This is a genomic window from Arthrobacter sp. MAHUQ-56 (assembly GCF_019710585.1).
GTDB lineage: Bacteria > Actinomycetota > Actinomycetes > Actinomycetales > Micrococcaceae > Arthrobacter.
In genome coordinates this window covers 407876-422279 of the sequence record NZ_JAIFZQ010000020.1, presented here as the reverse complement: position 1 = coordinate 422279, position 14404 = coordinate 407876, and the positions used below count along the sequence as shown (strand labels likewise).

Annotated in this window: 11 protein-coding genes; 4 read left to right on the top strand and 7 right to left on the bottom strand. The window is 67.0% G+C overall.

What is annotated here, in order from left to right; all coding sequences use genetic code 11:
* Nucleotides 1–87: 87 nt before the first annotated feature.
* The 4 genes from K4G53_RS14300 to K4G53_RS14285 form a co-directional block, all read right to left on the bottom strand.
* Nucleotides 88–774 carry a DUF559 domain-containing protein gene (locus tag K4G53_RS14300; protein ID WP_308287895.1) on the bottom strand — a complete coding sequence of 229 codons (687 nt, stop codon included), beginning with the start codon at nt 772–774 and terminating at the stop codon, nt 88–90.
* A 628-nt stretch (nt 775–1402) separates the two neighbouring features.
* A complete protein-coding gene (locus K4G53_RS14295) occupies nt 1403–2503 on the bottom strand; it encodes a polyprenyl synthetase family protein (RefSeq protein WP_221386344.1) in 1101 nt (366 codons plus the stop codon).
* On the bottom strand, nt 2500–3831 hold the full coding sequence (locus tag K4G53_RS14290) for a geranylgeranyl reductase family protein (protein WP_221386343.1): 1332 nt from the start codon (nt 3829–3831) through the stop codon (nt 2500–2502). Before K4G53_RS14290 ends, K4G53_RS14295 begins: the two co-directional genes overlap by 4 nt.
* Nucleotides 3832–3836: 5 nt before the next feature.
* A complete protein-coding gene (locus K4G53_RS14285; protein ID WP_308287894.1) occupies nt 3837–4610 on the bottom strand; it encodes a demethylmenaquinone methyltransferase in 774 nt (257 codons plus the stop codon).
* A 115-nt stretch (nt 4611–4725) separates the two neighbouring features.
* Between K4G53_RS14285 and K4G53_RS14280 the strand changes: the two genes are divergently transcribed.
* From K4G53_RS14280 to K4G53_RS14265, 4 genes are all read left to right on the top strand, one after another.
* The gene (locus tag K4G53_RS14280; RefSeq protein WP_221386341.1) at nt 4726–6126 is read left to right on the top strand and encodes an isochorismate synthase MenF; all 1401 of its coding nucleotides are present in this window, start codon (nt 4726–4728) and stop codon (nt 6124–6126) included.
* Nucleotides 6127–6365: 239 nt separating this feature from the next.
* A complete protein-coding gene (locus K4G53_RS14275) occupies nt 6366–7319 on the top strand; it encodes an ABC transporter substrate-binding protein (protein ID WP_221386340.1) in 954 nt (317 codons plus the stop codon).
* A gap of 35 nt (nt 7320–7354) precedes the next feature.
* The gene (locus K4G53_RS14270; RefSeq protein WP_221386339.1) at nt 7355–8314 is read left to right on the top strand and encodes an amino acid ABC transporter permease; all 960 of its coding nucleotides are present in this window, start codon (nt 7355–7357) and stop codon (nt 8312–8314) included.
* Nucleotides 8311–9087 (top strand): amino acid ABC transporter ATP-binding protein, encoded by a 777-nt coding sequence (locus K4G53_RS14265; RefSeq protein ID WP_308287893.1) that lies wholly within the window; start codon nt 8311–8313, stop codon nt 9085–9087. The genes K4G53_RS14270 and K4G53_RS14265 overlap by 4 nt, the downstream gene beginning before the upstream one ends.
* Nucleotides 9088–9148: 61 nt before the next feature.
* Here the strand turns inward: K4G53_RS14265 and menD are convergent, their stop codons facing one another.
* The 3 genes from menD to K4G53_RS14250 all read right to left on the bottom strand — a co-directional run bounded on the left by menD (nt 9149) and on the right by K4G53_RS14250 (nt 14329).
* A complete protein-coding gene (gene menD, locus K4G53_RS14260; protein ID WP_374226169.1) occupies nt 9149–10936 on the bottom strand; it encodes a 2-succinyl-5-enolpyruvyl-6-hydroxy-3-cyclohexene-1-carboxylic-acid synthase in 1788 nt (595 codons plus the stop codon).
* Between the two features lie 110 nt (nt 10937–11046).
* On the bottom strand, nt 11047–13113 hold the full coding sequence (locus K4G53_RS14255; RefSeq protein WP_221386338.1) for a PhoX family phosphatase: 2067 nt from the start codon (nt 13111–13113) through the stop codon (nt 11047–11049).
* 172 nt (nt 13114–13285) lie between these two features.
* A complete protein-coding gene (locus K4G53_RS14250) occupies nt 13286–14329 on the bottom strand; it encodes an o-succinylbenzoate synthase (protein ID WP_260323608.1) in 1044 nt (347 codons plus the stop codon).
* Between the last annotated feature and the right edge of the window lie 75 nt (nt 14330–14404).

Below are 14404 nucleotides of genomic sequence, written 5' to 3'. Positions count from 1 at the left end.
GCTTCTGAGCTGCCGCATTTGCGTCATTTATGGAGCCAGCCAGGCATGACTTCTCCGGATTGGCAGGGCCGACTTCCTCTGGACCCGCTATAAGTGACGCATATCCGGCCGGCCCCGCCCGGACCGCTTCCACAGGAGCAGGACTGCCTGGATCTCCGTAACCATGACTTCCGGACGGTGGACAACGTCCTCGTAGTAATAGCGCAACACCAGGTAGCCCCCGATAATGCTCTGGTTATTGCGCCGCTGGTCCCGCTTGATCGATTTGGGCTCAAAGTGTGTTGAGCCATCGGTCTCCACTACCAGGCACTCCTCAACCAGAAAGTCGACCTCTCCCACGCCGGAAATGTGAACGTGGCGGCGGACCCGCAGTCCCGCCCGCGCGAAATGCACATTGGCAATGACCTCCAGCACTGAGTCCGCACGTGGAATCACCAGGTCCAGGACCGATCGGGCGAGCCCGTTCCGGCGCCCTTGGCATTTGTCGTAGAGGAAGTCGAAGGAAATACTTCCGTTCCCTACGGCTGACTGAACCATCACAAGGGCCTCCAGGTCGGGCAGGCAGTGCAGCGCATGCAGGAGCACGTCAGCCAGCCCCACGACAGGCAGCCAGGCATGCCGTGGATGCTTGGGGCGGCCGTGGTCAGTGACACCGGAAGTAGCGCTTGGATGGCTCCGGCACAGGTGCAGGGATGTCGGGCCATTGAGCGTCCAGAGTCGGTAGAAAGGTGCCGCGGACAGACAGGTAAGACGACCGCCGGCAGCCAAAGCCATCCTGACTGGGCTGCCGGCGGGCAGCGAATAGACTCCACGCCGAACCCTTACAACCACCCCAAGCTCTACTGCCTGCCGCACCCTGGTCCGCGTGAACCCCACCTTTTCCAGCTCAAGGGAGCGGGCTGCTCCTCCACGCCTTTCCAAGTAGTCACAGATGTCCATTCGCTTATCGTGGCTGCGCTTTGGCCCCTGCGGTGCCGCCACCCGCCCTTATGTGGATAACGCGGGAGGAGGAGGTCGTTGACGCAATTGCGTGATTCATGCAGTGCGTCCGGGGACGAGGCCGCGTCGAATCAGGCTAAGTATTGATCGTGGTGCGCATAAGTCACGCAATTACGGCGTGGACTTGTGTGCCACGCGACGACAGAAGCGGACCCGAAAACCCTGTGACACTTCTGGTAAATCAGGGCTTGCATATTATGACAAAGCTGTCATAAGCTATTCACGGATCCGCTAAACGCCTCCGGCGGGTCTGATGCGAACGGAGAGATAGCCCCGGTTCACAGCAGCTTCGGTTGTTGGGGACCGGGGCTATCCCGTTTAAGCGGAGGAAGCCGGGTTAACCGAAGAAGCCCGGCCCCACCTGGCATCAACCAGGGGAACCGGGCTCCAAACGGAGGCTTACTCAGCTGGCGCGGTCCACCACGGCCAGCGCGAAGTTGGACAGCGATTCCTTGACCACGCCTTCGGGCAGCGGGGCAAGTGCGGCGATGGCCTCGTTGGCCCACTGGCGGGCCACCACCCAGGACTCGGCAGTGGCAGGGTGCTCGCGCAGCCCGGCCACGGCGGCGGCCAGCGCCTCGTCGGAGGACAGGTCGCCGTCAATCAGTTCCAGGAGGTCGACGGCGGACTGGTCACCGTCAGCGGCAGCGCGCCGCAGCAGCAGGACCGGCAGGGTGGGCACGCCTTCGCGCAGGTCGGTTCCGGGCGACTTGCCGGACTTCACCTTCACGCCGGTGACGTCAATGACGTCGTCGGCGAGCTGGAAGGCAACGCCGACCTTCTCGCCGTACTCCACCAGTACCTGTTCGTAGGCCTCGTCGGCGCCGGAGAAGATTGCCCCCAGCTGGCCCGATGCCGCCACCAGGGAGCCGGTCTTGTCCGCGATCACGGACAGGTAGTGCTCCACCGGATCCTCGTCCGGGCGGGGTCCCACGGTCTCGTGAAGCTGGCCAAGGCACAGCCGTTCGAAGGTGCGCGCCTGGATACCCAGTGCCCGGCCGCCGAGCTCGGACACCAGGATGGAGGCGCGGGCGAAGATCAGGTCGCCGGTCAGGACCGCGACGGAGTTGCCCCAGACCTCGTGGGCCGTAGGGGCGCCGCGGCGGAACGGCGCGGAGTCCATGACGTCGTCGTGGTACAGGGTTGCCAGATGCGTCAGTTCAACCACGACGGCGGCCTGCACCACATCGGGCAGCGACGCGTCGCCGAGGTGTGCGCAGAGCAGGGTCAGGAGGGGCCGGATGCGCTTGCCGCCGGCTTCCACCAGGTGGCGCGACGTTGCGTCAGCCAGGGGATCGGAGTTGGCGATGGCTTCGCGGAGCTTCTTCTCCACCTTGGCGAGGTTGGTGGTGATGGCCGGGCCCAGTTCGGCGTCCCCCGCGATGGCAGCAAAGCCGGCCGGGAGCTGCAGGCCGGTGGCGATGGCGGTGGTGTTGAGGCTGGGTTCGGAGTCCGGCAGGCCGTGCCCGGCGTGCGTCCAGCTGTGGTCTGCGGAGTTGGTCACGGGTTAACCCTAACTTTTTGTTGCGGATACCGCTGATTCGTAGCTGGCGGGGCGTTGGTTGTGGCGGGGACCAGTGATTCGAGGACGCGGATCACCCGGTCCTCGAAGCCCTTCGCGGAGGGGTCCGTGAGGTTGGCCAGGAGCCGGACCACGAAGCGCATGAGCACCGGGATCGGCATGCCGGTCCGCAGTGCGAGTTTCATGACGGCGGGTTTCCCGATCAGGGCGGCGAACGCCCGGCCCAGGGTGAAGTGCGAGCCCCACTGGTCCCGCACGTAGTCCGCGTACCGCGCAAGGTGCGCATCGGCGTCGTACGTTCCTCCTGCGGCATACGTACGCGAGGAGGCATCGATAATGAACTCTGCGGCGAAGCGCGCGGATTCCATCGCATAGGAGATGCCTTCGCCGTTGAACGGCGAGACCATTCCGCCGGCATCACCGAGCAGGAGCAGGCCGGGTGAGTAATGCGGGGTCCGGTTGAAACCCATGGGCAGCGCCGCGCCGCGGATTTCGCCCACCTGGTTCTCCGGCGTGAAGCCCCACTCGGCGGGCATGCCTGCCGTCCACTCGCGCAGGACCTGTTTGTAGTCGAGCTTGCCGAAGTCCTTGGAGGAGTTCAGGATCCCCAGGCCCACGTTGGACGTGCCGTCGCCCACGCCGAACACCCAGCCGTAGCCGGGGAGCAGCTTGCCGTCGCGGCCGGGAAGCTCCAGCCAGCCTTCCATCCAGTCGTCATCCGTGCGCGGGGAGGTGAAGTAGGTACGGACAGCCACGCCGAGCGGGCGGTCGTCGCGCTTCTGGATACCCAGGGACACGGCCGTACGGGTGGAGTTGCCGTCGGCAGCGAGCACGACGTCGGCACGGAACTCGCGCGTCTCCCCCGTCTTGCGTCCGGACTCGTCCAGGAGCGCTGCGCGTACACCGGTGACGCGGCCGTCGTCGTTCCGCAGGGCATCGGTGACGCTGTGCCGCTCGAGAATCGCGGCGCCGGCCGCTTGGGCGTGGCGGGCGAGTTCCTCATCGAAGCCCAGGCGGGTGCGGATCAGCCCGTACTGCGGGAAGTTGGAGACCTCGGGCCACGGCAGCTCGATGGTGCGGCCGCCGGCAATGAGGCGCAGGCCCTTGTTGCGCCGCCAGCCGTCGTTCTCCGGGTGCGCAAGGCCGAGCTTCTGGATCTCGCGGACGGCGCGGGGGGTGAGGCCGTCGCCGCAGACCTTCTCGCGGGGGAAGCTGGTCTTCTCCAGGACCGTGACGTCGAGGCCGGCCTTGGCAAGGTAGTACGCGGCGGTGGACCCAGCCGGGCCCGCGCCGACAATCAGTACCTGCACGCCGGTCAGCGGACGATGTTGCGGCGCAGCTTGGCCACCGGGCCCTTGTGCGCGGCGATGGCGGCAGCCGCGCTGTCCGCGGCGTCGGCCGGCTTGAAGGCGCGGTGGACCGCCACGATGCCGCCGGTGAGGTTCCGGTAGGTGACCTTCTCCCAGCCGCTTTCCTGCAGCCACGCGGCCAGGTGGTCCTGGTCCGGCCAGGCGCGGATGGACTCGGCCAGGTAGACGTAGGCGTCCGGGTTGGAGGCGACCTTGACCGCGATCGCGGGCAGGGCGCGCATCAGGTATTCGGTGTACATGGTGCGCCACAGCGGAACCACGGGCTGGGAGAACTCGGCAATGACCAGCCGGCCGCCGGGCTTGGTGACGCGCAGCATTTCCTGCAGGGCCTTCTTGGGCTCGTTCACGTTGCGCAGGCCGAAGGAGATGGTGGTGGCGTCGAAGGTGTTGTCAGCGAACGGCAGGTTGGTGGCGTCCCCAGCGATGAAGTCGATGTCCGGGCGGCGGCGCTTGCCCACCTTGAGCATGCCGAGCGAGAAGTCGCAGGCCACAACGTCTATGCCGGCGTCCGCATATGGCTCGCTGGAAGTGCCCGTGCCGGCCGCGAGATCCAGGACCCGCTGGCCCTTGGAGACTTCCATCGCATCCACCACGATCTTCCGCCAGCGGCGGGTCTGCCCCATCGAGAGGACATCGTTAACGACATCGTATTTTGGTGCGACGTCGTCAAACATCGTGGCTACTTCGTCCGGACGCTTATCCAAGGATGCTCGGTTCACCATCACATTGTCTCAAATGTTCACCGGCGTCCGGACCACCGCCGGCAGGTTCCTCAAGCTGCCCGCCCGGGTACCCGGCGGGATAAGTACCTTTCAGTACTAGTGTTGTCTCATCATGACGAGCACGTTCCGCACCTTGACAGTCCCCCTGGATGGCAAAGCGTTCCCCGGGGGGCTGCCTTCGTTTCTGGTCCGGGACGACGTCCTCTGCTGGACCCGGCGCGAGGCAGGGCTCGCCGGATTTGGCGAAATCGCGCGCTTCAGTGCCACCGGCCCGGACCGGTTCCTCGAGGCGGACATCTGGTGGCGGCACCTGGTCCTGGAGGCGGACGCCACCGACTCCGTGGAGCTCCCCGGCACGGGACCGGTGGCTTTCGGCTCCTTCGCGTTTTCCAAGACTTCCACCTATGAGTCGCGGCTGATCGTGCCCGAAGTCGTGGTGGGCGTGCGGGACAACCAGGCCTGGCTCACCCAGTTGACGTTCGACGACGGCCCGCTCACCGAAGAAACGGCCCTCGCCGCCCTTGACCGCTGGCTGGGCAGCGGCTCCGCCGGCACCCTTGGCATTGAAAGCACGACGGCGGCGGCGGACTCCGCCGGGGACGGAACCTTGGGCGGCGGGCCAGCCAAGGCGGGGGGCGCCGTCGTGCGCCCGCTCCGCCTGGCAGCCGGCGCAACGCTGCACACCGGGTCCCTCAGTGAGGAAGCGTGGAAGGATGCCGTCGCGGCGGGCGTGGCAAAAATCCGCTCCGGGGCACTGGAGAAGCTGGTGCTGGCGCGTGATGTGGTGGCAACCATTCCCTCCGGCGTACATGCCTCCGATGTGCTGCGCGAACTGGCGGCCAGGTACCGCGAATGCTGGACCTACGGTGTGGACGGGCTGGTGGGCGCCACCCCCGAGATGCTGATCCAGGTGGAAGGCCGCACCGCCCAGGCCAGGGTGCTGGCCGGCACGCTGGACCGCCGCGACGCCCACGGCCAGGACGGTCCTCCGATGGAATACGCCACGCGGGTGCTCGCCGGCTCTGAAAAGCAGCGGCATGAACACGAAATCGCCATCCAGTCCCTGACCTCACAGCTGGCACCGTTCTCGGAGGCGATGAACGCCCACGACGAACCGTTCATCCTGGAGCTGCCCAACGTGTGGCACCTGGCGTCTGACGTCAAGGCGGAGCTTGCGGAGGTGGAAGGCCACGTACCCACGTGCCTCGCACTGATCAATGCCCTGCACCCGACGGCAGCCGTCTGCGGCACGCCCACGCTGGTGGCCGGGGCGCTGATCCGCACATTGGAGCACCTGGACCGCGGGCCCTATGCCGGTCCCGTGGGCTGGCTGGATGCCGCGGGAAACGGCGAGTGGGGCATCGCCCTGCGCGGAGCCGTCATCGAATCGCCGGAGACGGTGCGGCTGTATGCCGGATGCGGCATCGTGGACGGCTCGCAGCCTGAGGCCGAACTGGCGGAGACATGGGCGAAGTTCCGGCCCATGCTGGAATCCCTGGGCATCAGCAGCTAGAGGCCGGCCCAACCAGGTAGCAGTTAGCGTCGTTTTGGAGTGCCAAAACGACACTAACCGCTACTCAGTTGGGTACGAAGTCTGGGATAACAGACTGTTCCCGCCCTGGAAGGCTTGATTTTGCCCCCGCTACAGTTATCCAATAGTGAAACTTAGTTGCGTGTGACGTACCTCTCTTGTTGAGCGTTACACTATAAGCCGCGTTAGTACCTCATAGCCCCTGCAACAAAAGGTAAGAAATGCAGATTCCCCGTACCCTCCTGGGCACCTCCAAGCTGACCGCTGCCACTATGATCGCCATCAGCGCCCTGGCCCTCTCAGCATGCACCAACGCCTCGGAAACGGGTCCCTCCAGCGCGGCCACCGCTTCGGGCAGCGCCAGCGCCAGCTTTGATCCCAGCACGGTTAAGAAGGACGACGCCCTGGCCGCCATGGTCCCGGACGCCATCAAGTCCAAGGGCACCATCACGGTTGGCTCCGACACCAGCTACGCCCCGGCCGAGTTCCTCGGTCCGGACGGCCAGACTCCCATTGGCTATGACGTGGACATCGCCAAGGCCATCGGCGCCACTCTCGGCCTCAAGGTCCAGGTCCAGACCGCCGAATTCACCGGCATCCTCCCTGCCCTTGGCCCGAAGTACGATCTGGGCATCTCCTCGTTCACCATCAACCCTGAGCGCCTTGGCGCAGTGAACATGGTCAGCTACTTCAACGCAGGCACCGCTTGGGCCGTGAAGAAGGGCAACCCCAACAAGTTCTCCCTGGATGACGTCTGCGGCAAGTCCATCGGTGTGCAGACCGGCACCGTCCAGGAGGACCCGGACCTGGCCGACCGCAACAAGAAGTGCGTTGCCGACGGCAAGAAGCCCATCGACATCATCACCCTGAAGAACCAGACCGACGTCACCACCCGCCTGGTTAACGGCAGCATCGACGCCATGGCCGCCGACTCCCCCATCATCGGCTACGCCCTGACCCAGACCAACGGCCAGCTCGAGAAGCTGGGCGACGTCTACGACTCCGCTCCGCAGGGCATCGCCGTGGCCAAGGCCGACACCGCCTGGGCCGACGTCATCCAGAAGACCGTCACCAAGCTGATGGAAGACGGCTCCTACAAGAAGATCCTGGACGGCTGGGGCAACTCCGAGGGCGCCATCACCAAGTCCGAGGTCAACCCGGCGGTTAAGTCTTGAGTTTTCGCGCTACCGACGAAAAGTCAGGTGTGCACATGGAACACCCTCACCGCGCGGAGGCACCGGTACTGAACAAGTCAGTGCCGGTGCGCCACCCGGGCCGCTGGATCAGCGCCGTCATCATCCTCGCTTTGGTGGCGGTGTTCCTGCAGAGCCTGTTCACCAACCCCAACTTCCGTTGGGACATTGTGGGCACCTACATCCTGGACGTGAAGGTTGTCCAGGGTGTGGGCTGGACCCTGCTGCTGACCGTCACGTCCATGGCACTTGCCATCGTGCTGGCCATCCTCCTGGCGTTCATGCGGCAATCCGATAACCCCGTGTTCCGCTGGTCCAGCTGGGTCTGGGTGTGGTTTTTCCGCGGCACCCCTGTTTATACCCAGCTGGTGTTCTGGGGCCTGATCGCCGTCCTGTACCCCAAGATCAGCGCCGGCGTCCCGTTTGGACCCGAGCTTTTCAGCCTGGACACCGCGTCCATCGTCAACGCGACGGTTGCCGCGATCCTCGGACTTGGGCTTAACGAGTCCGCCTACTTGGCCGAGATCTTCCGCGCCGGGCTCAAGTCGGTGGACAAGGGCCAAATGGAAGCCGCCGAGGCCTTGGGCATGGCAAAGGGCAAGATCATGTGGCGCATCATCCTGCCGCAGGCCATGCGCGTGATCGTGCCGCCTACCGGCAACGAAACCATCGGCATGCTGAAGACCACCTCGCTGGTCCTCGCGGTCCCGTTCACCCTGGACCTCACGTTTGCCACCAACGCGCTGGCCAACCGGACATACCTTCCGGTTCCCCTGCTGATCGTGGCAGCAATCTGGTACTTGGTGATCACCAGCATCCTGATGGTGGGCCAGCACTTCATCGAGGCCTACTACGGCAAGGGTGTGGACAACCTGGCCCCGGCAGCCGTCAACCCGGCTGCTGCAAAAGCCGCCGGGGCGGGCGCCGACGTGAAGCACTCAATGAAGACCGACTTCCCCGAGGAGAGTGCACGATGACGATCACAGCAGAAAAGCCGCTGGTGAAGATCGAGGGCCTCCACAAGTACTACGGGCACCACCACGTTCTCCGGGGCATTGACATGACGGTCAACCAGGGCGAGGTGTCCGTGGTGATCGGGCCTTCGGGTTCCGGCAAGTCCACCATGCTGCGCTGCGTGAACCTTCTGGAATCGATCAGCGCAGGACGCATCTCCGTGGGCGGCCAGCTGATCGGCTACCGCGAGGTCAACGGCAGGCTCCATGACCTCAAGACCAAGGAGATCGCCGCCCAGCGCCGGGAGATCGGCATGGTGTTCCAGCGCTTCAACCTGTTCCCGCACAAGACCGCGCTCCAGAATGTCATGGAGGCGCCGGTACACGTTAAGGGCCAGTCGAAGGCTGAAGCCCAGAAGCGCGCGCTTGAGCTGCTGGACCGCGTGGGGCTCGGCGACCGCGCCGGGCACTACCCATCCCAGCTCTCGGGTGGCCAGCAGCAGCGCGTAGCCATCGCCCGGGCCCTGGCTATGGAGCCCGAACTCATGCTCTTCGACGAGCCCACCTCGGCACTGGACCCCGAGCTGGTGGGCGACGTCCTGAACGTGATGAAGGACCTGGCCAAGTCCGGCATGACCATGATCGTGGTGACCCACGAGATCGGTTTTGCCCGCGAAGTCGGTGACACCCTGACGTTCATGGACGGCGGCGTGGTGGTCGAATCGGGCGATCCCCGCGAGATCATCGCCAACCCCCAGCATGCACGCACCAAGGAGTTCCTGGGCCGCGTGCTCTGAGCAGCCTCTTACGAAAACGACGGCCGCCGCGTGGATTCACGCGGCGGCCGTCGTTTTTTCGTCACTGCCCGGCCAGCACGCCGTCGACGGCAGCGGCCACCGCTTCCTTAATCCTGGAGTGGAGCTGCCGCAGCGAATGGCGGTCCGTGCGGACCTCCACGATGCTGCGCCCCTGCACAGGCTGGTGGAGCGCTTCGGCGAGTCCCGCCGTCGTACTGACCACTGAATGTCCGACGCCGTACGCCTTGGCGAGTGCCGCGATGTCCACTGAGTGCGGGGTGCCGAAGAGGCGTTCGACGGCGTCTCCGTAGCGGCCGGACTCCTCCACGCCACCGTGTTCGAGCAGCCCGAAGATGGCGCCGCCGGAATCGTTCAGGACCACGATCCGCAGGTCCGGCTGCTCCTCCCCTGCGCCCAGGAGGAGGCCGCCGGCGTCGTGCAGGAAGGTGACGTCGCCCAGCAGCACTGTGGTTTCCTGCCTGCCGCCCAGCGCGATTCCGGTGGCGGTGGAGATGGTGCCGTCGATCCCGGCCAGGCCCCGGTTGGCGTAGACGGTGGCGGCGGGTTCCGGCGCGGGCAGCCCGGCGAGGTCCACATCGCGGATGCCGTTGGAAGATCCGAGAAGCAGCTGGCCGCGCGCGGTCTTCCACACCAGCGACGCCACGGACGGGCCGGTGGCGGCAGCCGTCGCGGACAGCACCTGGTCCAGTGCATGCTGGGCCGCGGAGCCTGCCAGGAGCCAGGTGTCCAGCCAGGAAGAAGCCCCGCGGCCGGCGAAATCAGCGAGGTCTGCGAGGTTTTCCAGCGGCAGTTCCGTGCGCCGCCCGGGCTCATACCAGGCCACGGGCACCGGCTGGTACAGGGCTGATTCAACGTCGGCGCGGGCCAGGAGTGCGGCCACCGGACGGGACAGCGTGGGCCGGCCGAACAGCACCACGCGTTCGATTGGTTGCGCAGAACCGGCGCCGAAATGTTCCAGGAGCAGCCGGTACGGGCCCACAGCGTTGGGGCCAAACCGCGAGTTGGAGGACGGTTCGGCGAGCAGCGGCAGGTTGTGGGCTCGCGCGAACGCCTCGGCGACCGGGCCGGCGTCGTGCCCTGCCAGCACCACCGTGCGCCGCTCCGGCAGGGTGTCCGGCGCCGGCGGCAGGTTCATGACCAGCGGCTCGGTGCCCACCCGGTAGCGCTGCCGCTCCACCACCTCGGGCAGGCTTTCCCCGGGCGACGGAACCAGCGGATCGCGGAACGCGAGGTTCAGCTGCACCGGTCCCGGCGGCAGCTGCGGGAACGCGCCGGTGGCGGCAGAGAGGCCGGTTTGGATTGCGCGCTCCGGGTTGCTTCCGGCCGGAACGTCGGCCGCGAAACGGACCTGTTCGCCGAACAGGTCAGGCTGCACGGTGGTTTGGTTGGCCCCTGTCCCCCGCAACTCGTCCGGCCGGTCGGCGGAGAGCACGATCAGCGGGACGGCGGCATGGTTGGCCTCCATGACCGCGGGCATCACGTTCCCGACGGCGGTCCCGGATGTGGTGAGGACGGCGGCGGGCGAGCCGGTGGCAAGGGCCAGGCCCAGGGCCGTGAACCCGGCGGAGCGTTCGTCGATCCGGACCAGCAGGTCCACCCGGCCCGCCGCCGACGCCTCGGCCAACGCGTACGCCATGGGGGCCGACCGCGAACCCGGCGACACCACCACGTGCCGCACGCCGCCGTCGAGCAGGACGTCGACGGCGATCCGCGCCGCGGCCAGCGCGCTCAGCTCAGGGGTGTCCAGCCCGGATGCGTCACCGGGATGCGGGGCTTCTGCGGAGGCGGATGGGGTGGCGTCGGGGGCGGGCTCGTTCAACGAAGTCACTCACCCAGTCTGCCACCCTCCAACACCCGCCGTAGTTCCCGCTTGCTCTATCACTTATGGTCCCTAAACCGGGGTTTTGGGGACCAAAAGTGATAGAGCAACGGGGGGGATTAGCCGCGGAACACCTGGACCACTGAGGGACGGGGCGCGCGCACCTGGCCGGGGGCCGGCGTCGTACCTGCCGGGACGTAGTCCGGGAAATAGGAGTTGGGTGCCTCGAAGGTGCCGTCCTCGCCCGGGTGCTGCACGGAAACGAACACCGTGCGCTCGTCGTCGTGGATGACCGGGCCGCAGGTCTCGGCATCGCGGGGAACGGAGAGGAACTGCTCCACCTTGCCGCGCTCGGCGCCGTCCAGCGTGACCTTGAAGAGGCCGTCGTTGTAGCCGATGCCGGAGGGGGCGCCGTCGGTGGAGATCCACAGGTTGCCCACGGAGTCGAAGGCCACGTTGTCCGGGCAGGAGATGGGCGAAACCTTGTCCACCGGGTAGCCGGAGAAGTAGGTGACGTCGCCCTGGGCCGGATCGCCGCAGACCATCAGGAGGGTCCAGTTGAACTTCGTGGAGGTCTGGTCGCCGGCTTCGGCGATCTCCACGATGTGGCCGTCCCGGTTCTGCGTGCGCGGGTTGACCTCCGTGGCGCCTTCCTTGGTGCCGGTGCCACGGTCCGAGTTGTTGGTGCAGACCACGTAGACCTTGCCGGTGTGCAGGCTGGGCTGGACGTCCTCGCAGCGGTCCATCTTGGTGGGGCCCACCTTGTCGGCGGCCAGGCGGGTGTACACCAGGACCTCCTCGACGGACATGCCGGGGACGGCGGACTTGCCGCCCACCACGAGGGGCAGCCATTCGCCGGTGCCGTCGAACGCGCCGTCGGAGGGAAGCGCGCCGGTGCCGGTGATCTCCGCGGCGGGCGAGTTGCCGGTGAACTTGGCAACGTACAGGTCGCCCTCGGACAGCAGGTTCATGTTGTTCCTGCGGTCGCCTTCAACGTACTTGTCCTTCGAGACGAACTTGTAGAGGTAGTCGAACTTTTCGTCGTCGCCCATGTACGCCACCACGTGCCCGGACTCGGCCACGATCACGTTCGCGCCCTCGTGCTTGAACCGGCCCATGGCGGAGCGCTTCTTGGGGGTGGAAGTGGGGTCGAACGGGTCCACCTCCACGATCCAGCCGAAGCGGTTGGCCTCGTTCTCGTAGCCGGGGTTGCGGGTGTCGAAGCGTGGGTCGTCGAGTTCCCACTTGCGGGCGGTGGGCTTGGACGTGAGCCCGTAGCGCTTGTCGCCGGCGGAGGTGCCGGCTGCCACGAAGTAGCCGTTGAAGTTTTCCTCGCCGGAGAGGATGGTGCCCCACGGGGTGGTGCCGCCGGAGCAGTTGCCAAACGTGCCCTTGATGGCGCGGCCGGACGGGTCCGCGGCGGTCTTCACCAGCGCCGAGCCGGCCACCGGGCCCGTCAGTTCGTACGTGGTGTCGGAGAGGTAGCGGCGGTTCAGCGGCGCGCCCTTCACGTAGCTCCAGGGCTTTGTGGTGTTCTTGCGCTCCAGCTCCACGACGGCCAGGCCATGGGCGGCGCGGCCGATGGCACGGGTCTCCGCGGCGTCGTAGCCGGCAGGGACCATGATGCTTTCGTTGGTGTACTCGTGGTTGGTGAACAGGACGGCGCGGCGGCCCTTGCTGCCGGGGATCTCCAGGATGTCCGTGTAGTCGTTGTTGTAGCCGAACTGCCGGGCCTGCGCGGCGGCGGTCTGGTTGTTCAGGTCGAAATCCGGGGAGTCGTTGAACAGCGGGTCGCCCCAGCGGATGATGGGCTGCCAGGAGAAGCCTTCGGGCACCGTGAAGGCGTCAACGGCCTTGTCCACCGGCTTGATGGCGGTGAACTCCAGCTTGGACTTCCCGAAACCCTCCGTGGCGGCCTTGGACAGCCCGGCGGCGGAGGCAGGTTCGTTGGAGGTCACGGCGGAGCCAAGGACGACGGCGAGCGCACCGGCGGCGCCCAGGCCCAGGGCGGCGCGGCGCGACATGGCGGCGGAGGCAATGTCGCGGAAGTAGCCGTTGGAGCTGGTGTTGCAGACCTCCCCGGCGCAGGCGTTGTCGCACTTGAGGGCGCAGGTGACGGGGCTGCGCTTGCCCTTGGTGTGGCCGAGCATAGGCAGCAGGGTGAACTTGCGGGCTGTTTCAGACATGGGAACCTTCCAAGGAATCTCTCTGGGGATGCCCGCCCACCCTTCCAGCCGCGTCCTACGCAAACGCATCGATTGGATGAACTCAGGGTGAACCGCCCGTGACCTGCAGGAACGCCCCCGCCCGGCTCATCGGCTGCTGAGCAACTGCCCTTTTGGAGCCGGAAAACGGCAGTTACCCAGCAACCGATGGGGCGAGGAGCGCGTGGACGCGGCGGAGCCGGTCCAGCCACCATTCCCGGCGTTCAGCGGGAGCCGCAAACCGCTCAAGCAGCCCGGCGTCGGGGACGGCGTCCCGCAGGCGGATGGCGCCGTCGTCGGCCACCAGCGGATCCAGCGTGACGTCCGATTCGAACAGGGACACCGTGCCCAGCCCGCAGGCGTAGGGCAGGTCCGGCAGCGCCGCCGCGAGCGCCAGGCCGGCGCGGATGCCCACGGAGGTGTCCAAGGCTGAGCTGACGACGGCGGGAAGCCCGGCCTGTGCCACGATGTCCAGGGCGCGCCGCACTCCCCCGAGCGGCGCCACCTTGACCACCAAGAGGTCCGCCGCGCCGGCACGGGCCACGCGCAGGGGGTCGGATTCCTTGCGGACGCTCTCGTCGGCGGCGATCAGCACCGGCGTTCCGGCGTCGCGGAGCCGGGCACGGACTTCGGCGAGGCCTTCGATGGAGGGCACGGGCTGCTCGGCGTATTCCAGCCCAACAGGAGCCAGCCTGGTGAGTGCCTCCACGGCGGCGGGCACGTCCCAGCCGCCATTGGCGTCCACCCGGACGGCGGCCGCCGGCAACGCGGCGCGGACGGCGTGAAGCCGGGCGACGTCGTCGTCCAATGACTGCCCGCGTTCGGCCACCTTCACCTTTACCGCGTCCACCCGGCCGAACCGGGACAGCACGTCCGGCACCCGGTCGGCGGGGACGGCCGGGACAGTGGCATTGACCGGAACCGACGTCCGCAGCGGGGCCGGGAAACCCTGCCACCCCGCCTCGATGGCGGCGGCCAGCCACCGGGAGGCTTCGGCGTCGCCGTACTCCGGGAACGGGCAAAACTCACCCCACCCCTGGGGGCCGCGCAGCAGCAGGGTTTCGCGCTCCATGATGCCGCGGAACTTCACCCGCATGGGCAGGCTGAGAACGCGGGCCTCTGCCAGGAGTTCGCCCAGGGCCGGCATACCGTCCGGCAGGACAGCGGGCGCGGGAAGGTCAGGCGGGAGGTGGGGCATGCCGTTTACTGTACGCCGGTCACGTTGCCAGGCCGCCAACTGCTAAGCAGGCCTAGTATCTGCGGCCCATCGCAG